21 protein-coding genes are annotated in these 24,288 nt (G+C 61.0%); 1 reads left to right on the top strand and 20 read right to left on the bottom strand.

Annotated elements, in window-relative coordinates; genetic code table 11:
* Window positions 1-1,099: 1,099 nt before the first annotated feature.
* The 5 genes from H7007_RS01800 to H7007_RS01820 all read right to left on the bottom strand — a co-directional run bounded on the left by H7007_RS01800 (window position 1,100) and on the right by H7007_RS01820 (window position 6,816).
* Complete coding sequence (locus H7007_RS01800; protein ID WP_287152781.1) at window positions 1,100-2,833, bottom strand: AMP-binding protein; 1,734 nt, start codon at window positions 2,831-2,833, stop codon at window positions 1,100-1,102.
* Between the two features lie 1,138 nt (window positions 2,834-3,971).
* A complete protein-coding gene (locus H7007_RS01805; RefSeq protein WP_287152782.1) occupies window positions 3,972-4,730 on the bottom strand; it encodes a glycerophosphodiester phosphodiesterase in 759 nt (252 codons plus the stop codon).
* 414 nt (window positions 4,731-5,144) lie between these two features.
* Complete coding sequence (locus tag H7007_RS01810) at window positions 5,145-5,705, bottom strand: signal peptidase I (RefSeq protein WP_287152783.1); 561 nt, start codon at window positions 5,703-5,705, stop codon at window positions 5,145-5,147.
* Between the two features lie 511 nt (window positions 5,706-6,216).
* Window positions 6,217-6,426, bottom strand: coding sequence for a DUF1858 domain-containing protein (locus H7007_RS01815; RefSeq protein ID WP_287152784.1), 210 nt, complete (start codon window positions 6,424-6,426; stop codon window positions 6,217-6,219).
* Between the two features lie 93 nt (window positions 6,427-6,519).
* Window positions 6,520-6,816 carry a hypothetical protein gene (locus H7007_RS01820; RefSeq protein ID WP_287152785.1) on the bottom strand — a complete coding sequence of 99 codons (297 nt, stop codon included), beginning with the start codon at window positions 6,814-6,816 and terminating at the stop codon, window positions 6,520-6,522.
* A 129-nt stretch (window positions 6,817-6,945) separates the two neighbouring features.
* Between H7007_RS01820 and H7007_RS01825 the strand changes: the two genes are divergently transcribed.
* Complete coding sequence (locus H7007_RS01825; RefSeq protein ID WP_287152892.1) at window positions 6,946-7,716, top strand: helix-turn-helix transcriptional regulator; 771 nt, start codon at window positions 6,946-6,948, stop codon at window positions 7,714-7,716.
* Here the strand turns inward: H7007_RS01825 and H7007_RS01830 are convergent.
* The 15 genes from H7007_RS01830 to H7007_RS01900 all read right to left on the bottom strand — a co-directional run bounded on the left by H7007_RS01830 (window position 7,679) and on the right by H7007_RS01900 (window position 24,106).
* On the bottom strand, window positions 7,679-8,113 hold the full coding sequence (locus tag H7007_RS01830; protein ID WP_287152786.1) for a PDDEXK family nuclease: 435 nt from the start codon (window positions 8,111-8,113) through the stop codon (window positions 7,679-7,681). The two genes, H7007_RS01825 and H7007_RS01830, sit on opposite strands and share 38 nt — an antisense overlap.
* A gap of 119 nt (window positions 8,114-8,232) precedes the next feature.
* Window positions 8,233-9,249, bottom strand: a complete 1,017-nt coding sequence (locus H7007_RS01835) for a septal ring lytic transglycosylase RlpA family protein (RefSeq protein WP_287152787.1) — start codon at window positions 9,247-9,249, stop codon at window positions 8,233-8,235.
* Between the two features lie 125 nt (window positions 9,250-9,374).
* On the bottom strand, window positions 9,375-10,427 hold the full coding sequence (locus tag H7007_RS01840) for a potassium channel family protein (RefSeq protein WP_287152788.1): 1,053 nt from the start codon (window positions 10,425-10,427) through the stop codon (window positions 9,375-9,377).
* Window positions 10,428-10,615: 188 nt separating this feature from the next.
* The gene (locus H7007_RS01845) at window positions 10,616-11,086 is read right to left on the bottom strand and encodes a bifunctional nuclease family protein (protein ID WP_287152789.1); all 471 of its coding nucleotides are present in this window, start codon (window positions 11,084-11,086) and stop codon (window positions 10,616-10,618) included.
* Window positions 11,087-11,484: 398 nt separating this feature from the next.
* Window positions 11,485-12,075: a hypoxanthine phosphoribosyltransferase gene (gene hpt, locus H7007_RS01850; RefSeq protein ID WP_287152790.1), complete on the bottom strand. Its 591-nt coding sequence runs from the start codon at window positions 12,073-12,075 to the stop codon at window positions 11,485-11,487.
* A gap of 167 nt (window positions 12,076-12,242) precedes the next feature.
* Window positions 12,243-13,550 (bottom strand): D-alanyl-D-alanine carboxypeptidase family protein, encoded by a 1,308-nt coding sequence (locus H7007_RS01855; RefSeq protein ID WP_287152791.1) that lies wholly within the window; start codon window positions 13,548-13,550, stop codon window positions 12,243-12,245.
* Window positions 13,551-13,760: 210 nt separating this feature from the next.
* Window positions 13,761-15,569 carry a magnesium transporter gene (gene mgtE / locus H7007_RS01860; RefSeq protein ID WP_287152792.1) on the bottom strand — a complete coding sequence of 603 codons (1,809 nt, stop codon included), beginning with the start codon at window positions 15,567-15,569 and terminating at the stop codon, window positions 13,761-13,763.
* Window positions 15,570-15,673: 104 nt separating this feature from the next.
* Window positions 15,674-16,150, bottom strand: coding sequence for a DUF5615 family PIN-like protein (locus H7007_RS01865; RefSeq protein ID WP_287152793.1), 477 nt, complete (start codon window positions 16,148-16,150; stop codon window positions 15,674-15,676).
* Between the two features lies 1 nt (window position 16,151).
* The gene (gene ftsR, locus H7007_RS01870; RefSeq protein WP_287152794.1) at window positions 16,152-16,886 is read right to left on the bottom strand and encodes a transcriptional regulator FtsR; all 735 of its coding nucleotides are present in this window, start codon (window positions 16,884-16,886) and stop codon (window positions 16,152-16,154) included.
* Between the two features lie 42 nt (window positions 16,887-16,928).
* Window positions 16,929-17,399, bottom strand: a complete 471-nt coding sequence (locus H7007_RS01875) for a double zinc ribbon and FHA domain-containing protein (RefSeq protein WP_287152795.1) — start codon at window positions 17,397-17,399, stop codon at window positions 16,929-16,931.
* A 318-nt stretch (window positions 17,400-17,717) separates the two neighbouring features.
* Complete coding sequence (locus H7007_RS01880) at window positions 17,718-18,026, bottom strand: RsiG family protein (protein ID WP_287152796.1); 309 nt, start codon at window positions 18,024-18,026, stop codon at window positions 17,718-17,720.
* 533 nt (window positions 18,027-18,559) lie between these two features.
* A complete protein-coding gene (locus H7007_RS01885) occupies window positions 18,560-19,504 on the bottom strand; it encodes a lipoate--protein ligase family protein (protein ID WP_287152797.1) in 945 nt (314 codons plus the stop codon).
* Window positions 19,501-20,679, bottom strand: coding sequence for a nicotinate phosphoribosyltransferase (locus H7007_RS01890; RefSeq protein WP_287152798.1), 1,179 nt, complete (start codon window positions 20,677-20,679; stop codon window positions 19,501-19,503). The genes H7007_RS01885 and H7007_RS01890 overlap by 4 nt, the downstream gene beginning before the upstream one ends.
* Window positions 20,680-20,683: 4 nt before the next feature.
* Window positions 20,684-21,217, bottom strand: coding sequence for a cysteine hydrolase family protein (locus H7007_RS01895; protein ID WP_287152799.1), 534 nt, complete (start codon window positions 21,215-21,217; stop codon window positions 20,684-20,686).
* Between the two features lie 399 nt (window positions 21,218-21,616).
* The gene (locus tag H7007_RS01900) at window positions 21,617-24,106 is read right to left on the bottom strand and encodes a sugar phosphate nucleotidyltransferase (protein WP_287152893.1); all 2,490 of its coding nucleotides are present in this window, start codon (window positions 24,104-24,106) and stop codon (window positions 21,617-21,619) included.
* Window positions 24,107-24,288: the final 182 nt, after the last annotated feature.

The following is a 24,288-nucleotide window of genomic DNA, read 5'->3' on the forward strand; positions in this document are numbered from 1 at the left end:
CCTCATAACGTCTTCCTTGACAACCCAATAAGGAATATCCCCAGGGCACAAGAGCTGATGGCCTATGTGCCGTCATGTCCTTTTGCCCTTGGTTTGCGATACCGGAGGAAGACGTCGGTGATTTGTCCTCTCCTCCGGATGGAAGGAGTGGAACTTTATCCTGGGGAGCGAAAATTTACAGAAGATTGTGGGCTTTACTCACACCAACCCTTTTTTCGTAAAATGGAAGGGCTTCCTTTATAGACAGAAAGCCCGGGGCTCCGGCGGCCCATCGAAGGAAAGAGGCGCGGGGTTTTGCCTTCTGCGATGTGTCGGGGTCCCGCTCGATACCGAGCGCACCGAGACTCCTTCACTCGCTCCACGACGCGTTCTGCATCTCTATCCGGACGGGGGCAAACCTCTCACCTGGTATGCTCTTAAGCGTTAAGGGCAGGAGGGGAGCCCCGATCCTCCTCTGGACGCTCTGAACGACGTGCTTTCGGGTTCCGGCGCGGGCCTCGGGCAAGCAGTCCCGTGGCTTTATATATACATATTAATATAATATGTTCATTTTATATATCGAACGCCGGAAGCGTTTCGAAGCACGGGCTTGGCCCAAGAGTCCCCATCGCATCATCCCTTTTGGTAGGCGCACTACATCACATTACAGGTAGGTCGCGAGAGAACCTTCACAGGCGCCTCGGCCAAGAGGTCCGGTTTCGGCCGATGGCGGGTTTAAGGGGAGGTCGAGGGATTACGTGCTGCCGGATATGCCGGGGGCAAGAGTCATTTGGGTTAACACCGCCTTCCGTATGTCCTCATGCGTTTTCGAGGACGCGAGCATGCCCCGTAGAGATAGCAGGCGCGAGAAGGACATTTTGCGGGCGGAGGTTCACGGCTTTTCCAGAAGACGTACGGGCGGTGGAGCGGTGGCGGCGGTCTTACGAGAAAGGCAGTGGAGGTATCAAATGGCCGCGTCCCAACTAGCTCCCGCTTTTCCGACGGGACGTGACCGGGGCCCGTCTCACTTCACAACCCCAATATCGCGTCCCGGATCGGGAGGCAAATCCCGGAAAAAGAATTAAGCCGATAATATATCTTATGTAAAGTTAATTAAATTTCAATCTCCCAGGTCCAGTTTCATGCTCTGCGCTTGCTCCCTGAGCTCGCGGCGCAGTATCTTCCCCGCGGCACTGGCGGGTAAGGCCTCCACTATGCTTACCTTGCGCAGCTTCTTGTACTTGGCCAGCCTCTGGTTGGCATACTCCAGGAGCTCCTCCTCCGTGGCCTTTCCTCCGGGGACCAGTTCCACGAAGGCTATGGGGATGTCTCCGTACCTCTCGTGGTACTTCCCCACCACCGCCGACTGGGTCACGTCGGGGTGGGAATTCAGGACCTCCTCGAGGTCGCGCGGATAGACGTTGTACCCCTTGTAGATGAGCATGTCCTTCTTGCGGTCCACTATGTAGAGGTAACCGTCCTCGTCGAACTTGCCTATGTCTCCCGTGTACAGCCAGCCGTCCCGGAGCACGTCGGCCGTTTCCTCCGGTTTGTTCCAGTAACCCTTCATGACCTGCGGGCCCTTGATGCATATCTCCCCTATCTCCCCCACGGGCATCTCCTTCTCCCCCGTCTCGGGGTCCACGATCTTAATCTCCGTGTCCTGTACGGGAAGCCCCACGGACCCCAGGCGGAAGCCCTCCCGGCTGGGCGGATTTGCGGCGCAACCCATGGTGCATTCGGACAGGCCGTAGGCCTCGCATACCACCCCGGGTATTTTCTCCTGCATGGTCTCCAGGAGGTGTCGCGGGATGGGTGCCGCCCCGGAGGCCACCATCTTGATCTCCGAGAGGTCCAGCTCCCGGAAGAGCGGGTTCTCCACCAGTTGCACGAAGAGCTGGGGAGCTCCGCCGAAGACCGTGGCCCGGTACTTGTTTATGGCCAACAGGTACTCGGTGGGGTCGAAGCGCGGGAATACCACCAGGGTGTTCCCTCCTATCATCTGCATGGTGAGGTAACCGATCACCCCCATGGCATGGAACCAGGGGACCACGATGAGGGAGACCTCCGTGCCTTCCCGGGTGGGATGGTCTTCGTCCCGATCCCCCTCCAGCCGTCTGATCCCGAATTTCCCGTCCCGGTAGTCCACGTCCCCCCCGCTGAACCAGTAGGCATACTGGCAGCAGTTCACCACCGCGTTGTAGTGGGTGATCATGACCCCCTTGGGAGTGCCCGTGGTCCCCCCGGTATAGGCGATGTGGGCCAGGTCCTCCCTGACGTCGAACTCCACCTGCGGCGGTTCCGGAGGGTGCTCCGCGAGCAGGGCCGAGAAGTCCATGGTCCCCTCCGGAGTGGGCTGCCTCTGGAGGAGCTTAGCCGGGGCGGACACCGGCGGGTAGCAGTCGGCCAGGCTGACCATTATCACCCTCTTGACCGGGCTTCTGGGTATCACCGCTTGGGGGGCGGCGTAGAGCATGTCCAGGCCGATGAAGGTCTCCACGCCCGCGTCATTGAGCTGGAACTCGATCTCCCTCTCCGCCAGAAGAGGGCTCATGGGGACGAATACCGCTCCCGCCTTGAGGAGGCCGAAGTAGGCGATGGCGAACTGCGGGCAGTTGGGAAGGTGTATGCCCACCCGGTCCCCTTTCTTCACCCCCAGCGAGGCCAGGGCGGCCGCGAAACGGTCGGAGAGGTTGTCCAGCTCCTGATAGGTGATCTCCATCCCCCCGAAGATGATGGCATTGCGCCATGGCCACCGCGCCGCCGCTGAGCGCAGTATCTGGAAAACGGGGACCTCAGGATAGGAAAGGTTCTTGGGCACTCCCTTGGGCCAGCACTTGAAATTCTTCTCCATGACCTCCCCCTTTCTCCGCTTTCGAGCTTCTTGGCGGTCAGGTACTTTCCCTCAAGCCGGTTGCCTGCTTAGAGGTAGCCGCAGGTAATTTGAACGGCGTTCATCCCCCAGAGGGTCTGGCCACGGGGCACCGCCTTGAGCAACGGAAATGCGGCCCTTGCCCTCCCTCCCGGCGAAATGAATCCGTTATCGGCGAATACCTCGGCCCGTGCTGCAAAAGGCGCCGGATGGTGCGATCAGGTTCGCCGTTGGTGCTGGCGGTCTCATGGCCCCTATTATGCGGCGGGTTTCCGTTCAGTGACGAGATAGCCGCGCCTCGGTAGGATGTCCTCGTGAGCCTCTGACCCGCCGTCCGGCTTCCATCTACCCCTGTCCCGCCGACCGCATGACGGTCATGCGGTATCTTAATGTTAATCGAAAAAGCGCCCACCGGCCACCCTGTATCCTGTTCCACCGCACGGTGGGCACTTCTTCCCTACCCCCATCTCTCCTCCCCCATTTCCAACCTCCCGTGAACGGTTCAGGAACAGCATGGGGGTGAGATGACAAAACCCTGAACCGGCTGACGTTTTCCTGTCCCGGAACCTCCGTGCCCGGATCCTTCAAAGACTCGGCCCCTTTTATGCCGGTTTTGCGACGGAATGCGTTTATATATGTTTAATCCTGTTAAGCAATACTACCTAATTTACCATAAAGTGGTGAATACCACCTCTTTTTAATACCATTGGCCGATTTCAAAACCCTTTCCGGTTACCCGAAAATGTACCTCGGACGGAGAGTCCAACGCCCCACCCGGAAAGCAGCTGGCCACCCCGGTCGGCTGCTTCCACCTTTATAGGCAGTCCTTCGGACCGTAAGGCGTTTTCGCGCCCCCATTCCATCCCGCTACGCCGCGGCCCCTTTCAAGGCCCTGAGGAACGAGCTCGTCCACGGCTCGATCAGGTCCGGCCATGTACGCCGCATCCCGAATGGACGGTGCATCGTCGGCGAAGACGCCTCGTCGGGTCCATGGGGCCGATATAATGCGGCTGTTCCGCATCTTGGTCCCTACCTATGTGCCTTTTATGCAGGCTCGGCACTGGGGCGCGGGCTTGCGCACTCCCGCCCTCCTCCCGGGATAGGGTTTTCTTTCCCGAAGTCAATCCCTAAAAGCCTCGCGTCCCGGAAGGAGGGTTCCCGCCGCAGGCGGTACTCCTGCAGCCTTGTAGTTTTCCTCCAGAAAAGAGCGCAGGCGCGGGTAGTCGTCGGTTATCACGCCCTCTACTCCCCAATCGATGAGCGTCCGGAGGGCGGAGGGAGAGTTCACCGTCCAGGTTATCACCCGTAACCCCTCCTTGCGGGCTGCGGCAACCAGCTCCCTGTCCACCCCCAGGTAGAGGGGAAGGATCACCGACGCCCCGCATTCCCGCGCCTTCCTGAACAGGCGGTCCCTGACGGGATCGTACTGGTCGAGCAAGCCCAAACAAGCCGGGTATCCGGTGCGCCGGAATTCGGAGAGGAAGGCGTCGTCGAAGGAGCTCACCAGAGGGGGTTCCGGGAGGTCGAATTCGCGCAGAAGGTCGGCCAGGACGTAGGGATCGCACCTCTTGACTTCCAGGTTCAGGGCTATCCTGTCCGCCGCCACCTCCAGGTATTCCCGGAGGGTGGGCACCAAGGAATCCGTTTCCCGTAGTTCGGCAATGGAAATGCGGCTGATGAGGCGCATCCCCAGGAAGGGGCCGTGGTGGATCACGGGAACGCCGTCCGCGGTCATGCGCACGTCTGTCTCCACCATCTCCACCCCGGATTCCAGAGCCGCTTGCAGCGCTTGCAGGGAGTTCTCCGGGCCGAACCCCCTCCCGCCCCGATGGCTTATGAGCCGGAAGTCGCATCCCTCCCCCGACCTATCCGGGCCCATGAAGATCCTCACTTTACCTGCCTTCCACTCAAAAAGCGTCTCTTGCGTGGCGACGCCGCTGGCACATGAGTTCCGGCTCCTCTCGCGCCGGCCCATCGCCCTCCTTAAAGGCGCCCTCCTTCTCCACTAAAGATCATCGGCCTCCGTCAACCCGTCCCTTACCGGGAGGATGGGCAAAAGCATTCTCCGGCCGTGGAGGAGGGCTCGCCGAATCGTGTCGTGGGGGGCCATGATCATGCCCACCCTATCCTGTGCCCCGGCGCGGTGAAAGGTCGATGCGGGCAAAGGCGGTAGACCGCGGGCGTGGCGGCCAAGGTCGTTGAACGTCGCGAGCAGGTCGGTTCCATCGTCCAGCGAAGCGGAAGAGGACACTCCTTGGTATGACTGAGCGCGGTGAAGAGGAAGGGTCCTCTTTTAAGGTCGGGCCCTCAGGATTGGACGGAGAAGGAGGCTCCCGCCTTCGCCCACCTTTTCTTTGTACCGCTGGGTCAGCGTGTAGAGCAGGAGCACGGCGAAGGGCATAAGCACACAGAGGAGAAATCCCCGTGAGGAATGGAAGAATTCCAGAAGGGCGCCTCCCATGGGGAGGACCACCTTGACCTTTCCTGAGATGCGGGTGAGGGGCACGGGCAGGGGATCGGCCACCGGGTTGGCGTCCCCCTTGGTGAGGGCATACAGACGGCCATGCCTCTCCTCGATGGAGACTATGCGGTGGACGATGCTGAATCCTTCCTGTTCCGGATCGGGGAATACTACCACGTCTCCCGGGTCCAGTTCACCCGGATCGGAGGGCATGACGAGAACGGCATCCTGGTCCTCGATGTACGGGTACATGGAGTTTCCCTGCACCACGCTCAAAGGTGAGAAGACGGCCTGGATGATTATCAAAAAATTGACCATGAGGGCCATGGCCATCAATCCGATGACCGCGGCTTCCAGGAAACGGGAAAACAATCTCTCAACCACGAACCTCATCCTTCATCTCGTCCTCAGGGGCTTGGGCCGCCCGGAAGGCCCGTCTCTCCGACCTCGGAATCTTCCCGTCGGCCGTAACCCGGGCGACGCTGTAGGTTTTTCCCACTCCGTGCTCTGTTTGCGAGAGGGTTTCGCGCTCTATAAGGGTCTCGTTTTCGGTATGTCCCTTCTCAATAGGCCTTCAGTGCTAATGCGGGGCGCCGAATGGAGGATATGGCATTGCGGGTCACGGCGAGGGCTGTGATAGGGATTGGGGCCGCAGCCGCCCGGGACGTCCAAGGCTCCCCGTGGACAGGCCGAACGGGCCGTAATGGAGAAATCCGTGGCCGGCGCAAAGAAGTGGGGCCAGGAAGAATCATTCCGCCCTGCGGTCGGTGACCCCTCGGCGCAGGATTCCTGGGACCCGGCGGCACGAGGAAGAACGATAACCTCTGTTCCCGATGAGGTGAGTCGCGCTTCCGGCCGGAACCGGAAGCGGCATCAGATCAAATCTCGAGCCGTGGTGGTAACCCTAACCCTGTTCCTTCTCCGCGACCTTGGCGTTTAGGTCCCGGATCAGGGCGTCCACGTCTATCCCGTGGGCCAGTGCCCCCTGCTCGATGTTCTCGAAGCGGGCCACGGCGCAACCTATGCAGTGCAAACCGTGCTCCAGGAAAACCCGGATGGTCTCCGGATTCTTCTCCACCACTTCCTGTATGGTCATGTGCTTGTCGATGGCCATTCCTCATACCTCCTCTTTATAAATCCTGGGACTAGTTTAACCGCAGGAACGGTATTTACGCCAGACCGATTTACGGCGCCGGTATGACGGGGGTCATGAATCGCCTTCCAACTGTAGGTGGAGGTCCAGGAGGTCATCCCAGGTCAACGGCGGCGAGGCCGCCTCCCGCTTGCACTCGATGGGCTCGGGGAGGAGGATGGGTTGAGACCCGTTCATGCGCATGAAATCCACGAAACGAGGGTCTGCCGCGTAGGCCTGAACGTCTCCGCAGGTAGGACAGAAAAAAGAATAGAAGACGCCGTCCCCGTCCCCGTGTTCCACCATCATGATTTCCTCAAGGGCCAGGGTCACTTCCCCACACCTCCAGCACCGAGACTTAACCCTCAGCATGAGCCCCTCCTTTATATTTGAGCCCTTTCTTTATATTTAATACTGTATATACTGTATTTATATACTATGTTATAATTACTATGTCAAGGAGCGGTTGTCAAAAGGTGAGGGAAACCATCTTTGCGAGGGATGCAGGCCTTGATCGCCGCGGCGGGAGTGGCGCTGCAGGCCGGGCATAGGACAGGACGGGTGAAAGGGAAAATGCTCGATTACGGAGAAAGGCTGGGCCGCATATCCTCGGCCATGGCGGATTCCACCCGCCGGCGGATATTCGAGTACCTAAGGGAGAGCGAGGCTCCCCTCTCCGCCCGCCAGGTGGCCGAACACTTCGGGTTGCACGTCAACGCGGCCCGCCTCCATCTGGAAAAGCTGGCCGGGATAGGGCTGGTGCGGGTGATACGCCGCCGTGGAGACTTGGGCGGCCGTCCCGCCTATCATTACCAGGTCGACGAGGGCGGAGGCGAGCTCCATTTCCCGCCCCGACACTACCGCATGCTGGCGGAGATTCTGGCCGGAGCGATGGCCGGACTGGGCGGGCGTGCCCGGCTCTCCGTCCTGGAGGAAGCGCGACGCCGCAGCCGCCAGGAGGCGATCGAGGAGGTCTCCCCCCTTCTTCACCTGCGGGGAGAGGACGCGCAGTCCCTGGCTCGCGCCTGGGACGAGGATCTGGGAAGGAGGGGTTTAAGGAAGCGCAGCCGAGTCTTGGAGGAGGGATGCGTAGAGACGGTGTTCCTCGGTTGCCCCTTTGGTGAGCTCCCCCAGACCGTTGGTGATCTGGTATGCGAGATTCATGCCGCCATTGAAGATGGGCGGGTGGGCCTTTCGGGAGGTTGGCGCGTGAGCCGCAAGGGGCCTTGCGTGTTCAGGGCCCGCCGTCTGGAGCGTTCTCCCCGGAGATAGCGGCCCCCTGCTCCTCGTTCTCCTCCTCGCCCTCCTCCTCGGCGCCGCCCAGGTTGATGTGGTATTTGAAGAGCAGGTGCTCGAAGTCCTTTCGGTACAGGATCTTGCATTTCACATCCGGGTAGAGCTCCATGAGCCTGCGTATCTTGCGGTTCTTTTTGGTCACCAGTTTCTGGTTCATGGTGGTTATCTCTATATAGAGGTCGAACTCTGGGAGGTAGAAATCAGGGGTGAACCTGGAGACCGGATTGCCTTTCTTGTCCCAGGCGATATCGAAGCTCACCGGCTCGTAGAGCCATTTTATATCGTAGAAATCCAGGAGTCTGGCAAATTCCTGTTCGCTGCGGTGCGCAAACCGGACCTCATCCCAGCGAGGATATCTCTCCCTCTCGGACATTTAGCCTCTCCGATGCGGACCGATCCCGGATGAAGGAGCCCGTCTTTATCGTGTGTTACCTTCGCCGCCTACCGGGCCCGGTCCTTCCGTCACTCACGGGGATGTCTAAGCCTTTCCCCTCAACCTCCGCGGGGAACGATTATCTCGAACTCCGTCCACTTCACCCCGCTCAGCCCTATGCTCTGGGCCGCGGCCCAAGACAGGTCGAGCACGCGCCCAGGCACGAAGGGCCCTCTGTTGTTGACCTGCACTATGACCTGCCTCCCCTGGTAGGTCACCAGCAGCCAAGTGCCGAAGGGAAGCGTACGGTGGGCGCAGGTGTAGTCGTACATGTTGTAGATGACCCCGCTGCTGGTCGGTTTGCCGTGCCACTCGGGGCCGTAGAAGGTGGTGTATCCGGAGAAGACGATCCCCGTACGCTCGAAGTCCGAGAGAGGCGGCATGACGGGGACGCGGTCAAGTAGTTTTCCTGGGGGCGGGAGCTTCCACGTCGAGGGAGCGGCGGAGGTTTGGGGGGGAGAGCTGGGGGGCCTCGAGGCGCGGAGCTCGCGGAGGCGCGTGTTTATCTCGCTCAAGCGGGACTCCAGCATCTGGATGCGCTGCTCCAGGGCCTCCGCGTCCAGGGCCTCGGCCAGCCTCTCCCTCCGTTCCCGGTACTCACGCAGGTCCCGTTCCTTCACCTGACAGGAGTACAGCTTGTCCTTCAGATCCTCAAGGACCTGGAGATGGAGGCCCGCCATGCGGTCCAGGTAATCCACGTCCCGCCACATCTCGTCCAGCTCCCGCGACTCCAGGATAACCTCGAGCTCGCTTATGTCTCCTTGCATGTAGAGCCGCCGCAGGGATTCACGATAAGCTTCGCGGGCCCGGGAGAGCTCCCGCTCCAGGGCGTCCATCTCCTCCTGGCCGGCGGCGATCCTCCGGTCGAGGTCCTCCAGTTCCGCCCGCACAGCATCCCCCTCTTTCAGTGCTTTCTCGCGCCTGGCCCTGAGGTCAAGGATCTGATAAGTGAGGCGGTTGGCCTCCTGGACCAGGGAGGTCTCATCGTCCTGGGCTCCGGCAAGTGGGGGGAGGGCGAGAATCATGCAGCAGGCAAGGATCACCGCCAGGACAACGCTGGTCCCGGCAGCCGGCATGCCGCCTTTTCCTGGCCATATCCGCATATCGAAACCTCCGGTAAAGGTTCGCCTTTCATGATAACAGAAAGTGGAGGTTGAGGTCCTTTCTCTACCGGGAGTGGCCCGTCAGAAAGGGGCGGATGTCAGGTATAACGTCCTCCCTGCATCCAGGCTTTGGAGGTGGCGATCTCCTCCAGCTTGGCCAGTTGTTCGACGGTCCCGATGGCTATGATGCAGTCCCCGGCGTCCAGTCGGGTGTCCTTGGAAGGCTTGGTGTCGAAGCTCATCCCTCTCTTCTTGACCGCCAGGACCAGGGCGCCGGACACGGAATATATCTTGGCTTCCTCGATGGTCTTCCCGTCCAGATAGGAATTGGGCTGTATCTCCACGTCATCTATTCGCCACTCCAGGTTCTCGATGTTGAACTGTATATACTGACCCTTGGTGGCCAGGTCCAGGTAATCCCAGACCATGGGCTTCAGGAGCATGGCCGCCATGCGCCGCCCGCCGATGGAGTGCGGGGAGATGACCCTGTCGGCCCCCGCTCGCCGCAACTTGGACTCGGACTCCTCCACGTCGCAGCGGCTGACGATGAACAGGTGGGGGCAGAGCTCGCGGGCGGTCAGGGTGATGTAGAGGTTCTCGGCATCGCTGCTGAGCGCGGTGACCAGGCCCTTGGCCTTCTCGATGCCCGCCTCCCGCAGGGCTTCCTCGGTGGTGGCGTCGGCCCTGACCACCAGGTAGCCGCGATTGGCGGCTTTCTCCGCGGCGGAGGGATCCTTCTCGATGATCACGAACTTGGCCTTGGCGTCCTTGAGGTCCTCGGCGATCCGCTGCCCCACCCTCCCGTAACCGCAGAGGATGTAGTGTCCCATGAGGCTTTCTATCTCCCGGCGCATCTTCCTCCTTCCCATCAATCCAGAGAGGCTGTTCTCTATCATGAATTCTACCCCACTGACCAGCGTGTATCCCACCGTGCCCACGCCGGCGATGACCAGGAAGATGGTGAAGACCCGTCCGTTGGTGCTCAGGATGAAGGTCTCGCCGTATCCGATGGTGGTGACGGTTATGATCACCATATACAGGGAATCGAGGAAGTTCTGCTTCTCGATGAGCATATAGCCAATAGTCCCGATGAGGATGATGATCACCAGGAGGATGACCGCCTTTTCCAGGGCTTTCAGTCTGTCAAGCATGGAGGCCTCTTTGCTATCCTCTCCTCATTTTGCCTGGTTAAAATTGTAAATCAACTCTTTCCGGAAGACCAATCGAATACGAAAGGGCTTTCAGGATCCGTCGCGAAGGGAATCCTTTGGAGCCCCGAGAGCCTCGGGGAATGAAGACGATGTCCGTGGGCATACGGTCTTCTATCGAGAGGCCCCTCCTACATGAAATCCTCCGGCTTTACGTCCTTGAGGAAGTCACGGAACCTCTCGATCTCCTCTTCCTCGTCGGTCTTGATGAAGACGCTGGCCTCATTGAGCACGTGCTCGTCGGAATAGATGGAGACGCCGGTACGCACCGCGAGGGCGATGGCGTCGCTGGGGCGGGCGTCGATCTTGAACGACTTTCCCTCGTAGACCAGGTTGATGTCCGCGTAGAAGGTGCCTTCCCTTAGGTCGGAGATGACCACGTCCTTCATGACGATGCCCAGCTGATCGAGGATGTTCTTCATCAGGTCGTGGGTCATGGGGCGGGCCGTCTCAATCCCCTGCAGGGCAAAGGCTATGGCCGTGGCTTCGAAGGCCCCGATCCAGATGGGCAGGTAGCGGTCCCCCATCCTCTCCTTCAGGAGCACTATGGGCTGATTGGCCGGAAGCTCCACTCTAACGCCTATCAGGGTCAGTTCCACCATGGCCCTCACATCCTCGCGCCTTGCCTACAAGGTAAAAACTATATTACCACCATCACCCTGTCAAACCGCCTTCCTGCCTCCGCATCCTGTCCGGAAGTTGTGCGGGTTAACCCTCTCTCCCTCCCCGACATCGCTCGCGGAGGCTATATAATATAATAATCCATCCGTGAGAGGAGCGGTCCCCGTGGTGAACCATTCCTCGGGAGAGCAGCCGGTCTCCGCATGGAATTTAAGGCCTTCGGTAGGACCTCATACTTCTTTTATCGTTCCCTCCGCCGAAAGGTTTGACATCTTTTTGTCAACCGGGGAGGATTGGTCTCCGTTACGCTCTATCCGTCGCATTCCCGTAGATCCCCGCACCTTTCTCGGCGCACGGCGCCGTGGCTTCCATATCACATTCAGGTTGCCGGCACCTCCCTGCCGCGGAGGACGCACACGTAGGGGAGGTTCCTCCATTTCTGGCCGTAATCCAGCCCGTATCCCACCACGAACTCCTCCCCCACCTCGAAGCAGCGGTAGTGTACCTCCACGGGTACTATACGTTTCGCCGCCCGGTCCAGGAAGGTACATACCCTGATCGATTCCGGGCCGCGGGCCTCGAGGTTGCGGAGGATATAGCTCAAGGTCAGGCCGGTATCCACGATGTCCTCCACCACCAGCACGTCTCTGCCCCGGATTCCCTCCGAGAGGTCCTTGAGGATGCGGACCCCTGCCGAGGTACCGCGCTCCCCATACCCGGAGATGGCCAGGAAATCGATGACCACGGGGAGCCGCAAGCACCGTATCAAGTCGGCGAGGAAGATGAAACTCCCCTTCAGCACGCTTACCAGGAATACTTCTCTTCCGGAATCAATCCGGGGACCATAATCTCTATCGATCTCGGCGCTCACTTCCCTTACCCTTGCGGAAATGGCCTCCGCGCTGAACAGCACCGGTCCCAGGGTTATCCCTTCCATGATCTCCTCCGCATCGTCATTCTTCTCGCTCATAAGGTTCTACGATGTATCGGAGCCCTGGGACTCCATCTTTTGCCCGATCCTGGCGGTGGCGAAAGGCTAGCTGCCCAACTCCATCCGGGAAGCAAACTTCAGCCTTGCCCCCCTTCAGCTTGAAGAGCGACATGCTTCTTTTGCGGTCCATCCCAAAGCGGTTGCCATCATACGCCGGGAATCAGCCATTTCAGCCATCTCCACCAGACCCCGAGGACCGCCCACAGAAAGGACAGGAAACGGAGAAACAGGTTGGGGGGGCGGCAGTCCACGGAACTTACCAGGTCTGCCGTCCGCTCCCCGGGATTTCCCTCCCCCACCTTCAATTCCCCCACTTTTCGTCCTTCCTCCACAGGGTACTCGACCCAAACCGCGCAGTGGACCTCCGAGAGGAGATAATCCTCAAGCTGGTCCTTGCGCACGGTGAAGGCGATGTCCTCGCCGGCGACCGCATTTACTTCTTTTCTGGGAAAATCTCCCACTTCTATCACGGCCAGCGCTTGGCCCGCGTAGGCGTAATCCACCTTCACGAAGCCCTCGAACCCGTAGTCCATGAGGCGCACGGTCTGGTCCCAGTAGCTGTCTCCCCCGTTGAGGATTACGGATATGAGCTCACGGCCTTCCTTCCTCGCCGAGGCCACCAGGCACTTGCCGGCTCCTTCGGTATAACCGGTCTTGATACCCGTGGCATAAGGGTACATCTTAAGGAACTTGTTGTGGTTGACCAGAACCCGGTTGTAGGGATGTCCGGGCCAGGGGATCTGATAGTCGTCGGAGACCACCAGCTCCCGGAAGACCGGGTTGCGCATGGCATAAGCGGCTATCATCGCCAGGTCGCGGGCGGTGGTGTAATGGCCGTTCTGGTCCAATCCGTGGGGATTGACGAAATGGGTGTGCCGGGCTCCCAGGGCCTCGGCCTTCCGGTTCATCATCTCCACGAAGGCCTCCACCGATCCGCCCACGTGTTCGGCAAGGGCCACGGCGGAGTCGTTGGCCGACTGTACCATTAGGGCGTGAAGCAGCTGATCCACGGTGAGGACCTCCCCCTTTTCCAGCCAAGCCGAGGATTCGCCGGTGGAACTCGCTTTCTCGCTGATCACCACCTTCTCGTCCAGGGAGGCGTTCTCCAGGGTTATCACCGCGGTCATGATCTTGGTCGTGGAGGCCATGGGCAGCTCCAGGTCGGAGTTCTTTTCCCAGAGCACTTCTCCACTCTCCGCATCCATGAGTATGGCCGCTTTGGCCGGGATTTCCGGTTCTCTGACCACGCCGGATGTTTGTTGCCCGCGCAGGTCATCCAGGTTGGAGGCGGGTAGCTGAAAGGTCCTGGTTTCGCCGCTTCTGCCTCTTCCCGCCCAGGCAGTCAGCGAGCCGGCAAGGAAGAGGACTGCGAAAAGGAGGGCGAGCACCCGGGAGAGGACGATCCTGGACGTGTTCCGGGACCTTCTCAGCGCGCGCCGCCGTTTCCGGCGCAAATCGCGTATCCTTTTACGGGCCATCCGGCGCCGCTGGCGGGGATCGAGTATCCCGCCTTGCGCAGGCCTCGACGCCGGTCGGCGTCGCTCTCTTCCTTCCAAGTCGTGTTCCATCATCAAGTGGAGTTTATCAGAAGACGGTCTCACCGTTCAGCAGAGGGAGAGTCTTCGTGCCGCAGTGCGCCTCCAGGAGCGCGGAAAAGGCCGTTTTCAGGGCGCGTGCCCGGAGAGCAGGGCCGTGGCGAGGCCCAGGTAGATGGCCAGGGATGTCAGACTCATTAGAAAGCCGGAAAGGCGAGCCTGGACGAAATGGAGCTCTCCCGTGACGCGTTGCGAGACGAGGGCGAAGATCATGCCCAGCATCCCGCCCAGAGGTATGGAGGACAGGAGGGTGAAGCCGAGAACCAGACCCAGGCGGAGGTATCCCCTCCAGAGGAAGGCGGCTGCTCCTCCCAGGAATGCCAGGCCGCAGGAGATGAGGAACACCAGGCGGAATTCCCTCCAGGCCAGTCTAGCGACCTCTTTTACGGAGGCCTCCACACCGCCCAGCCTCTCCAGGATGACCGCCTGGGAGACTAATCCCACATCCTGCGCCGCCCTCAGGACCAGAGGGATAAAGAAGGCCAGGGAGACGAGGGGGATGGGGCGCCCTTCGAAGAGCATGAGCACCAGGGCGCAGAGAGAGCCCCCCAGGAGGGTGACGGCCAGGGAAGGCAACCGGCTGCGCAAGGAGGTGGCCAGCCCGGCATCCGCCAGTTCCAGACCCCCCAGATAGGAGAGGTCCTCCATGACCTCCTCGCGCAGGACGTCAATCACGTCGTCGACGGTGATTATCCCCTTGAGCAGGTTATCATCGTCCACCACGGGGAGGGCCAGCAGGTTGTAGCGGGCCATCACCTCGGCGACCGCCTCCTGATCGTCGTCCAGGTTCACGGAGATTACGTCGCGGCGCATGAACTCCTCCACCCTCTCCTCCGGATCCACGGTCAGCAGGTCCCGCAGGGATACTACGCCTTTGAGCCGCCCCTCGTCGTCCACCACGTAGACGTAGTACAGGGTTTCCGCGTCCGGCGCCTTACGGCGCAGGAAGTCTATGCATTCCCCCGCGGTGTAGGAGCTGAGCACGGCCAGGAATTCGGGGGTCATCTTCCCGCCCGCCGTATCCTCCGCATAGCCCAGCAGATCCCGGATGAGCTTCGCCTCCTTCACACCCATCATGTTCAGGAGCCGCTCCGCCTTGTCCCTGGGGAGGTGTCCCAGGATGTCCGCGGCTTCGTCGGGGGGCATGATCTCCAGGAGGTTCGAGGCCCTGGTCTCCGCGAGCCCCTCGATGACCTCCGCCTGCATCTCGGGCTCCACCTCGGAAAGGGACTGGGCGGCAGTGAAGGCATCCAGAAGATCGAGGAGGCGGCCGCGCTGTCCGGCATCGAGCTGTTCCAGTATGTCTGCAAGGTCCGTGGGGTGCATCTCCCCGAGCTGGGACTGGGTGACCGTGAGCCTCAAACCGGCCTGACTCACCTCCAAGGGGGCCACAAAATTCCAGGGAATGGTCCTCTCCGGGATGTCGATGCCCAATCTGGCCACGGCACGGACCATCCTCTCCAGGCCCAGGCGGCGCAGGAGGGCCCTCTGGCTCACGTCCACCCCGGTGAGGGTGAGGTGGGAGTTGGATTCAGCGAGACGGAGGTCGTTCACTCGAACGACCTTGTACCCGTTGAGGTCGACGATCTGGCGGTCGAGGAGGTTGCGTCCCAGCCACAGGCCCTCGGGCTGGAACTCGCTCTTCCACACCGCGTCCCGCTCGCAGGAAAGGGTCACGCCGTCGCGGCTCAGAGAGGATACCCATTCCCAGGGCACCACCGCCGTCTCCCGGCGGCCCCTCCTGGTCCTGTACACCTGGAGCGACTCGCTGCGCGGAAACCCGTGGCCCCACTTCACGGCGATGTCCTGGAGCTTGCCCACCAGGCGACCGTGCTTGTCCAGGACCTTCTTTTCCTGCAGCTCGGAGAAGAAGTACATGTATGAACCCCCTTCCGGACACGGGAAAAATTGTATTTCCCGCCACACGGGCAGTCAATGCGAGGGGAGTTCAGTCCCGCCTTCGCCGGAGAGTGGCCGGGTGGTCACTGCAGGAGGCGGAGGCGGCGCCGGAACCTCTCCAGGTGGCTTCCCTCCCAATAGACGCGGTTGCAGTCGTGGCAGTAGAGGAACCGAGTATGGACGGAAAAAGTGTACGGGGGGACCAGGTGGCGGGCCTCAAGGAGGTCGATGTCCTCGAGTAGCCGGTTGCAAGAGGCGCAGCGCGGCGGTCCGGGACGGTCCAGCCATCCCTCGGATGCCAGCTGCGCGACCTGTTCGGTCACCACAGAAGAGCGCAGTATGACCACCTTGGGATTGCCTCTCGCCGGCCCGATACGTTCCAGAAACCCGAGGTCACGGGTCAGCAGAACGCGGCCTTCGCTCATGGCCATGGCCACCAGTCCGGCATCTTCACAGGGCTCGGGGTAGGAGACGTCGTATCCGAGGAGGCGAAGATAGCGGGCCAGCCGCCCTAACATGCGGTCGGCCAGGAAGCGGTATGGCGTCCATGAGGCGGTCAACTCAGAAGGGTACGGGTTGGTTGTTCTGCCGGAAATATTCTTTCACCCGGTTCTTGAGCAGCTGGTCCTTGAGCTCCCGGGAGAGGTTCACCAGTTGCAGGAGGACATCCAGGGCGCGTTTCCGCGCCTCGGGGTCCTTGGACTTCAGGGAAGGCATGATGATCTGCTCGAAGGCCATAACTTCCCGGTCGGTGAGGTTTTCGTACATGCGCATATGGCGCGGCTCCAGGCCGTAGCGCGAGAACTCGCGCGCTATTCGCAGGATCTTCACGTCCTCCCTTTCATAGTAAAGGCCGTCCTCTCCCTGGTGGGAGCAGATGAGCCCGTATTCCTCCAGGGTGTCGGCGAAGGAGAGGTCGATGTCCAGCGCCTGGGGAAGGTTCTCCCGGGGTAGGGTGGCTTCCTGGTATGCGGATATCTCCTCCCCTACCCTGAAGGCCTCCGATTCTCCGGCCGCGGCCAGGTCTCCAGCGCGCATCCTTCCGCTTTCCAGCTCGTTGAGCTTCTCCCGGATCACCTTCAGGGGGAGGTACTTCTCCTTCTGGAGCTTGAGGATGAAGCGCAGGCGTTGGGCGTCGGCCTGGCTGAACTTACGATAACCCGATGGGGTCCTCTCCGGGCTGAGAAGGCCCTCACTCTCCAGGAACCTGATCTTGGAGATGGTAAGTTCCGGGAATTCCTGTTGGAGAAGCTTAAGAAGCTCCCCGATGCTCATCTTTTCCTTGACCTGGCCCATCGCTTCACCCCTCGGGCACGTCTTCCTTTCCCTCACATCCCCTCAGCCCCGTAGGAAGAGCAGCTTGAACTTCCCTATCTGTATCTCATCGCCGCTGGAAAGAGGCGCGCTGTCTATGCGCTCGCGGTTAAGGTAAGTGCCGTTGAGGGAACCGGTATCGGTGATGAAATAGGAATCTCCTTCCCTCCTTATCTCCGCATGACGCCTGCTCACGGTGATATCGTCCAGGAAGATGTCGCTTTCCGGGTGTCTTCCTATCACGGTGACGTCGCTCTCCAAGGTGAAGTTCATCCCCGCGTCCGGCCCCTTCTTTATCACCAGAATGGCGGTTCCCTTCGCAGGAGCAGTCAGTGGAGGGCTTACCTCCACATCCTCCTCCTCCATATCGGGCTCGATGACCGGGATGCCCCGTGTTGCTTCATCGGCGCAGGCCCTCTCCTCCAGTATCGTGCCGCAGCGGGAACAGTAGGAGCTGCCATCAGGGTTCACGAAACCACACTTTCGGCAGCGCAAATCCTATCCCTCCTCCCCTCCGATCCTCCGTTCTCGGGCATCTCCGGTATCCTTGAAGACGGCCTCCGGCCCTTCTGTGGCCAGAACTCGCCGTCTATCCCGTGCCCACTCGCCAAAAGCACCCCACAAAGAGGTCATGGGCTACCGAAGATCGAGGCCTTTACGGACTTAATGATAATATTTCCCGCCGGATTTTTAAAGAAAAACTTTATGGTTAAGGTTGTGGGAATACGATCGCTCTTCGGAAGCGAAGAGATGATAAGCTCAATCTGTGAAGGTCTGCGGCAAAGATTGCGGGTGCCATTCCCGTTGGAGGAATCAATCCAAGGTGGGGTCGTTGCGGCTGACTCCCAGCGCCTCTCCGGCCAGTATCTCGCTGAGCTTCCGTATGTCCTCCTCGTTGAAGAGGATGCGGCCCTCCTTGAGACCCTCCTTCCTCCTCCTCACCAACTCGGCGCGGAGGAGGTCGATCTTTCCATGCAGGATCCTTCTCTGATAGGAGATCCTCTTTTCCTCCTTGAGGAGCTCCTCTAGGATCCTGCGCAATTCCTCGTCGCTCTTCGAGGTATAGTCGATGTAAGCCTCGTGAATGGGAACCTTATCGGACCCCTCTTTATCCTTTTCCATCCACAGCCCTCCTTTGGTTACCCTAGATTAATATTTTAACAGAAACTCCCTGTACTTCCAAAAATCCTTCCGGGTCGCATCCCTTGGTATCTTTCAAGCTGGACATCGAGATGTCATCCCTTCTTAAAATTTGCCTGCTCTGCCGGGGTGGTGATTGTTTCTTCAACCATTTTCAAGACCCGGAGCACCAGGAGAGAGGGGTGCGGCACGGGCAGGGCCATATCCTTGCTCACTCCTCGGGTGTCCTCCCGCACCTGGCCTAAGAGGCCAAAACAGTGCGCGCTTGAACCGGATACGAGACCAGCCACCGAGTCCGAATCGGATGGGGACCTTTACGCCGGCACACGCGCCGGGATGACAGGTCGGTGTTCAACTCCTCTCCACACGCAGCCTGTCCACCCATAAGATGAAACATCCCATCCCCAGCCGGCGTCCATCTCAGAAAAGCGGCACTCCCCGAGTTACTTGGCGGATGAACGGCGACCTGTCATCCAGGCTTTGTGGATGAGCGGGCTGGTCAGGAGCGGAAGGTTTCAGGGAACCATTTCCTCGGCGAGGGGCGGGAGCTCCAGGCGATGGGGGTTGTGAAGCCATTCCCGGGAACGGTAAGCGGGTATGAGCGAACGCCAGCGCAGCTCCTCCACCTCGCGGAGAGGCTCCTCCCTCAGCCGGATGTCGAAGCTCTCCTCGAAGCCCCTGCGGAGGCATTCCGCCATCTCTTCCCAGGATACTTCGACGCCGAGTTCCTCCAGGGAAGCGCAGTTCCGCCGGTATGCCAGCAGGGACGAAGACCTCTCCGTCCCCCCCTCGAAGCGGAGGAGACGGAAGTGGAATTCTGACCGGTCTTTCAAGAGCACCGAACCGTGCTGCAGTACTGCGCCGCCCCTGCGCAGCTGGGCGCTTCCGCAGACTTTCCTCTCCCCGCAGCGGATATCTGCCTGGGTTGAGGAGGCGAAGCAGGCAGCGCTGGAAGGCGTTCTTTTCGCCCCTCCCCCCACGTGTATGACCGGATCCAGGCCCAAGAGGCGCAGAGCAGCCACTATCCCCCTGCCGATGAGGGCATAGGTCTCCACCACCCCGGAGGGCAGGGACATGTAGGAGGGGAGCACCAGGCTGTATGTGAAATCCTCCAAATGGAGTATGCTCTTTCCCCCGGTCGGTCTCCTGACCACTTGCACCCCGGAGCCCGCGCAGGCCTCCAGGTCGATCTCTTCCAGCTTCTGGAATCTCCCCAGCGACAGCGCGGGTGGGATCCAGCGCTGGAAACGGAGGGTGGGCGGGAAGGAAGGCTCCGCGGCGCATTCCAACAGTGCCTGGTCCAGGGCCATATGAGAGGCCCCCTCATCCGCTTGGTGGGGGAGTAATCTCCAGGTCTCCAATCTCTCGCTCCTCCTCAGGGCGGATTCCGCCGCCTCGCGAATGGCGGTGGGCTTCGAGGCGCTCCCGGAGCTGGGACAAGCGGTTCCTGGGAATCTCATGAGGGCGGCCTCAACTCCCGCCCGGAGAGCTGCTCCAGCACGTAGCTGCGTATCTCCTGGGGCCTGGGAAGCTCCTCTACGAGCTTTCCCGCCTCCAGGAAACGGCGCAGCGCCGGCCGCATCCCTTCCCCGCACCGGCATACGGGAGGCTTCGCATCCCAGGGGACCAGGCTGCCCGCACCGCAGGAAGGGCACCTGAAGACCTGCTTCTTGCCGGACATCTTCCCCCGTTTGGCCCGAGGTTTCCCGTCCACCTCAACGATGTCCAGCGAGAAGTCCACCACCGGCGCGTTGGAGATGGAGGTCCCCACGCCGTAGGCGTCGGCATAGGGGTTGTAGCGCAGGATATCGTATTCGTCCAACCCTCCGCTGAGGAATATCTTCACCTTGTGGTAGCCCCTCAGGTCGAGTTCCCAGCGCACTTCCCGGATGATCTTCAGAAAATCTCCCCGTCGCGAACTGGGGGTGTCCAGCCGCACGGCGAAGAGGCGTTCCCCAAGGGCCTCTGCGGCGGTAAGGGCCCCGAACTTCTCGTCCTGGAAGGTATCCACCAGGGCCACGCGCCGGATGTACTCGTCGGCGGTGGCATCGAAGGCCCGGAAGGCGCGCGCTTCATCCCCCACGCAGAGGAGGAGGGAGTGAGACATGGTACCTAGTGGCCTCTCGCCGATGAGCTCCGCGCTGGCCACCACGGCCACTCCATCGCATCCCCCTATGAAGGCGTTCCTCTCGATCATGGGCGTGATGGCCGGATGCATGCGGCGCGCGCCGAAGCTTATGACCATCCGCTCGCCAGCGGCCAGCCTGCAGCGGGCCGCCTTGGTGGCCACACCGGAAGCCTGGCACAGGAAGCCCAGGAGCGCCGTCTCCAGTACGGCGAAGTCCTGGTATCTCCCCTCCACGACGAGCACCGTCTCTTCGGGCTGGAAAAGGGTCCCCTCCCGCATGGCGTAAACGTCCAGCGGGCGTCCCTCGAGCAGGCGCAGGGATTCCTCGAGCCCGGCGAAGACCGCCCACTCCCAGTCCTCCGGTAGGCTTCCCGCCCGCACCTCCGCAGCGACGCGGGGGTTGAGGTCGAGGTGGCGGAGGGCCTTTACCACGTTGGTGAAGTAAACGTCGGTCACCCTGCCCTGCAGGATGTCCTCATTGGATGCGACGTGAAATATCTTACTCACCTCCTCAGATCAGTTCGGCCTGGAGCACCTCCTCCAGCTGCTTGAAGATGAAGGCGTCGGTCTCCTGGCTCAGGGAGGCCACGCCGTCCTTGAACACCGCCACCCGGTAATTGCGCATCGCGGCGTCCAGAGCGGTGGCGTAGACACATATGTTGGTCAGCACGCCGGTGAGGTAGAGCTTGCCCACCTCCATCTCCCGGAGATATGTATCCAGGTCGGTGCCGAAGAAGGCGCTGTACCGCCTCTTGGGTATCAGGTAGTCCTTCTCTCCGGGGGTGAGCTCCTCCACCACCTCCGCTCCCCAGGTGCCGGCCACGGCATGAGGCGGCCAGTAGCGGAATTCACGGTCATCCGGACGATGCCGGTCGGCCACGTAGATGACCGGTATCCCCTGCTCCCGGGCATCGCCTACCAGCTCGGCGATCCTGGGCACGATGCGGGAGGCCCCGGGCACCACCAGCGAGCCGTCACGGTGTATGAAGTCGTTGAGCATGTCTATGACCAGCAGGGCTCCATCAGCGTCGAAGTTAAAGGCCATTCCCCAACACCTCCATGCGTATTCAACTTCTTCCCCGCGGCGAAGGCGAGCCTTCTCTGCCCATCCCGGCCCCAAGCCGACCGCCGCGTCCCGGGTTTTTCACTTATAATACCCGTTTTCACGGCCCCTGGTTAAGGATGGCGGGGGCAGGAGATGGTCTTCATGGATTGCCCTTTCCCGGCCCTTGCTCTTCCCCGTTGCTCCCACCTGCCTCCTGCTCCCTCTGCCGACTGAGGCGCTTTTCTCCTGATCCATGCCCGATCGGCAAGGCTCTCGTCTTGGCGGGGCAAGGGGGAGGATAGAAAGGCAAACCTTTCTCCTTCCGGCATCGTAGAGAGGCCCCTCCCCTTGAACCCGCAGTCGATATGCCTACAGGCCTCGCCCTTCCGGCCCGGGGCCTCAGGCGGACACCAGGGCGTTTATCTTCCTGGTCATCTCGGCTATCAGGCGGGCGGCCTCGGAATCGCTCTCCGCCTCGCTGATGATGTGGAGGGTGGGTTCGTCCGGATCGGGCAACACCAGGACCCAAGAGGAGCCGTCCATATAGATCTTGACCCCGTCCTCCAGGTCCACCCTCTCCTGCGCGTATTCCTCCACCAGCCGCCGCATTATGGTGCCCTTCTGCTCCCAGGAGGCTAGGTATTCGGTGGACAGCATATGGATGGGAGGCAAAGCATTCACATGCCGGGATAGTGGCCCCTCCACGCGGCTCAGGGCATCGAGGAGCATCGCCGTGCTGGCCATGGCGTCATAAGTGGGGATGAAGGAAGGGAAGATGAACCCGCCGCTCCCCGCTCCGGCGAAGACCACCCCGTCCTTCAGGGAAGCCTTCATGAGCTCGCTCCGGCTCACCTTCGTGCGCACCACCTTACTCCCGTATCGCGAGGCTACCTTTTCCACCTGAGAGGTCACGCTTACCGGGACGACGATGTTGCCACTCACTCCCGCCTCGCCCATGAGCTCGATGAAGAGCAGGAGCGCCACCTGGGGGTGGATCTGGCGTCCCATCTCGTCCAGGAGGTAGAGCCTCTCGGCGGCGTTGTCCAGGAGCACTCCCAGTTCGGCCTCGGAGGACTTCACCAGCCGAGAGAGGTTGCGTAGGGAGGCGTTCAGATCCTCCTGCGAGAGGGTGACCCTCTTCTCGTCGGTGAAATTGTTGAGGCTCAGGACGTCGCACCCCATCTTCCCCAGGATCACGGGTAGGATCATGCTGGCGCTGGAGTAGGCGTAGTCCACCACCACGCGAAAGCGCCTCTCCCGCAGGCGGTCGAGGTCCAGATGATCCAGCAGGGATCTGGTATACATTTCCAGGACGCGGGGCGGGAAGACGATGGCGCCGATCTCGTCCATGAAGGCGCGGCGGAAACTGGCCTGGCTGAAGACCTTCTCGATGTCCCTCTGCTTGGATTCCGGGATGTCTATCCCCTCCTCGTCGAAGAGGCGTATCTCGATGGACTGAGGGTCGAAAGCCGATATGCGGACATCCACGCCCCCTTCCGCCCGCTCCGCCCTGATGGCGTAGCGGTTGACCGGAGCCGGTGAGACCTCCAGGTCGGCCACGTTCACCCCGGCCGCGTTCAGTCCGCTGATGATGGCCCTCTTGATGGTCCGGGCGGCCCTAGAGGCATCCCTTGAGGTGACCACCGTGGAACCCACGGGAAGCGTGGAGCCGTAAGCCATGGCCAGGCGGAGCGCCATTTCCGGGGTCACGTCCACGTTCACTATACCGGAGACGGCTCTCTTCCCGAAGAGGGTGCGCAGGCCTCGTGATTCCCAGACGATGCTCGTGTTTACCGTGGCCCCCGTCTCCACGGTCTTGAAGGGATAGATCTTGACGTCGTGCTTGACCAGGACGCTCTCCCCTATGAGGCATTCGTCGCCGACGACCACTCCCTCTTCCAATCGCACGTTGGCTTTGAGGTCGCAGTTCTTCCCCACCACGCAGCCGCGCAGGTGGCTCCCGTTGCCGATGTAGGAGTTCTCGTAGATTATGGCCCGGTGCAGGAAGGAGTCTTTCTTAACCACCACGTTGTGCCCCAGAACGGTGTATTCCCGGACCTTGGTCCCGGACTCCACCTTACAGTGGTCTCCCAGGACCGTGGGGCCCCTTATCTCCGCCCCCGGCTCGATGTCCACCCCCTCGCCCACCCACACGTTCTCCGCCATGCGGAAACCGGGGATCTCCACCTTCACCTTTCCGTCCAGGACGTCGCGGTGGGCGGCGACATACTGCTCGAAATTGCCTATGTCACACCAGTAACCGTCGGCCACGTATCCGTAGAGGGGGTAACCTCCCTCCAGGAGGCGAGGAAAGAGGTCCTTGGAGAAGTCGTAGGGCTGGCCTTCGGGGATGAATTCGAGCACCTCCGGCTCCAGCACATATATCCCGGTGTTTATGGTGTCGCTGAAGACCTGCCCCCAGTTGGGCTTCTCCAAGAAACGCTCAATGCGTCCCTCCGCGTCGGTGACCACGATCCCGAACTCCAGCGGGTTCTCCACCCGTATGAGGGTGATGGTCACCATGGCCTTACGGCGGCGATGGAACTCCACCACCTGGTTGAGGTCTATGTCCGTCAGGGCGTCTCCGCTGATCACCAGGAAGGTCTCGTCGAGAAAGGAGGCACTGTTCTTCACGCTGCCCGCCGTGCCCAGAGGGGCGAACTCCGTGGTGTATTCGAGGCTAACGCCCCAGTCCGTCCCGTCCCCGAAGTAGTTGGTGATCAGCGTGGGCAGGAACTGCAGGGTCACCACCATCTCCCGGAACCCGCATCTTTTCAGCAGCTCGATGATGTGCTCCATCATGGGCTTGTTGACCACCGGGAGCATGGGTTTGGGCTGGTTGCTGGTAAGAGGGCGCAGCCTTGTGCCCTGGCCTCCCGCCATGATCACCGCTTTCAAAGTCCACCTCCTGGTTCCCGGTATGTAAGAGCAAGTGGAAGACGTGTGGTCGGTTACGACGGCCGTGAGGGGTCGTGATCCTCGATCCCCCTTCCGTCTCACCTACCGGAATGGAACCACTTTCCGGCCGCAGCCTTGCATGGGTCGGGATCACGGCAACCCTTTTCGGCCAT

This window comes from Candidatus Solincola tengchongensis (assembly GCF_015711935.1).
GTDB lineage: Bacteria > Actinomycetota > Geothermincolia > Geothermincolales > RBG-13-55-18 > Solincola_A > Solincola_A tengchongensis.

What these genes read in the sequence shown, in the direction of transcription:
- H7007_RS01800 (WP_287152781.1), bottom strand. Translation starts at nt 2,833, where the DNA reads ATGGAGAAGAATTTCAAGTGCTGGCCCAAGGGAGTGCCCAAGAACCTT.
- H7007_RS01805 (WP_287152782.1), bottom strand. Translation starts at nt 4,730, where the DNA reads ATGGGCCCGGATAGGTCGGGGGAGGGATGCGACTTCCGGCTCATAAGC.
- H7007_RS01810 (WP_287152783.1), bottom strand. Translation starts at nt 5,705, where the DNA reads ATGAGGTTCGTGGTTGAGAGATTGTTTTCCCGTTTCCTGGAAGCCGCG.
- H7007_RS01815 (WP_287152784.1), bottom strand. Translation starts at nt 6,426, where the DNA reads ATGGCCATCGACAAGCACATGACCATACAGGAAGTGGTGGAGAAGAAT.
- H7007_RS01820 (WP_287152785.1), bottom strand. Translation starts at nt 6,816, where the DNA reads ATGCTGAGGGTTAAGTCTCGGTGCTGGAGGTGTGGGGAAGTGACCCTG.
- H7007_RS01825 (WP_287152892.1), top strand. Translation starts at nt 6,946, where the DNA reads ATGCAGGCCTTGATCGCCGCGGCGGGAGTGGCGCTGCAGGCCGGGCAT.
- H7007_RS01830 (WP_287152786.1), bottom strand. Translation starts at nt 8,113, where the DNA reads ATGTCCGAGAGGGAGAGATATCCTCGCTGGGATGAGGTCCGGTTTGCG.
- H7007_RS01835 (WP_287152787.1), bottom strand. Translation starts at nt 9,249, where the DNA reads ATGCCGGCTGCCGGGACCAGCGTTGTCCTGGCGGTGATCCTTGCCTGC.
- H7007_RS01840 (WP_287152788.1), bottom strand. Translation starts at nt 10,427, where the DNA reads ATGCTTGACAGACTGAAAGCCCTGGAAAAGGCGGTCATCCTCCTGGTG.
- H7007_RS01845 (WP_287152789.1), bottom strand. Translation starts at nt 11,086, where the DNA reads ATGGTGGAACTGACCCTGATAGGCGTTAGAGTGGAGCTTCCGGCCAAT.
- hpt (WP_287152790.1), bottom strand. Translation starts at nt 12,075, where the DNA reads ATGAGCGAGAAGAATGACGATGCGGAGGAGATCATGGAAGGGATAACC.
- mgtE (WP_287152792.1), bottom strand. Translation starts at nt 15,569, where the DNA reads ATGTACTTCTTCTCCGAGCTGCAGGAAAAGAAGGTCCTGGACAAGCAC.
- ftsR (WP_287152794.1), bottom strand. Translation starts at nt 16,886, where the DNA reads ATGGGCCAGGTCAAGGAAAAGATGAGCATCGGGGAGCTTCTTAAGCTT.
- H7007_RS01880 (WP_287152796.1), bottom strand. Translation starts at nt 18,026, where the DNA reads ATGGAAAAGGATAAAGAGGGGTCCGATAAGGTTCCCATTCACGAGGCT.
- H7007_RS01885 (WP_287152797.1), bottom strand. Translation starts at nt 19,504, where the DNA reads ATGAGATTCCCAGGAACCGCTTGTCCCAGCTCCGGGAGCGCCTCGAAG.
- H7007_RS01895 (WP_287152799.1), bottom strand. Translation starts at nt 21,217, where the DNA reads ATGGCCTTTAACTTCGACGCTGATGGAGCCCTGCTGGTCATAGACATG.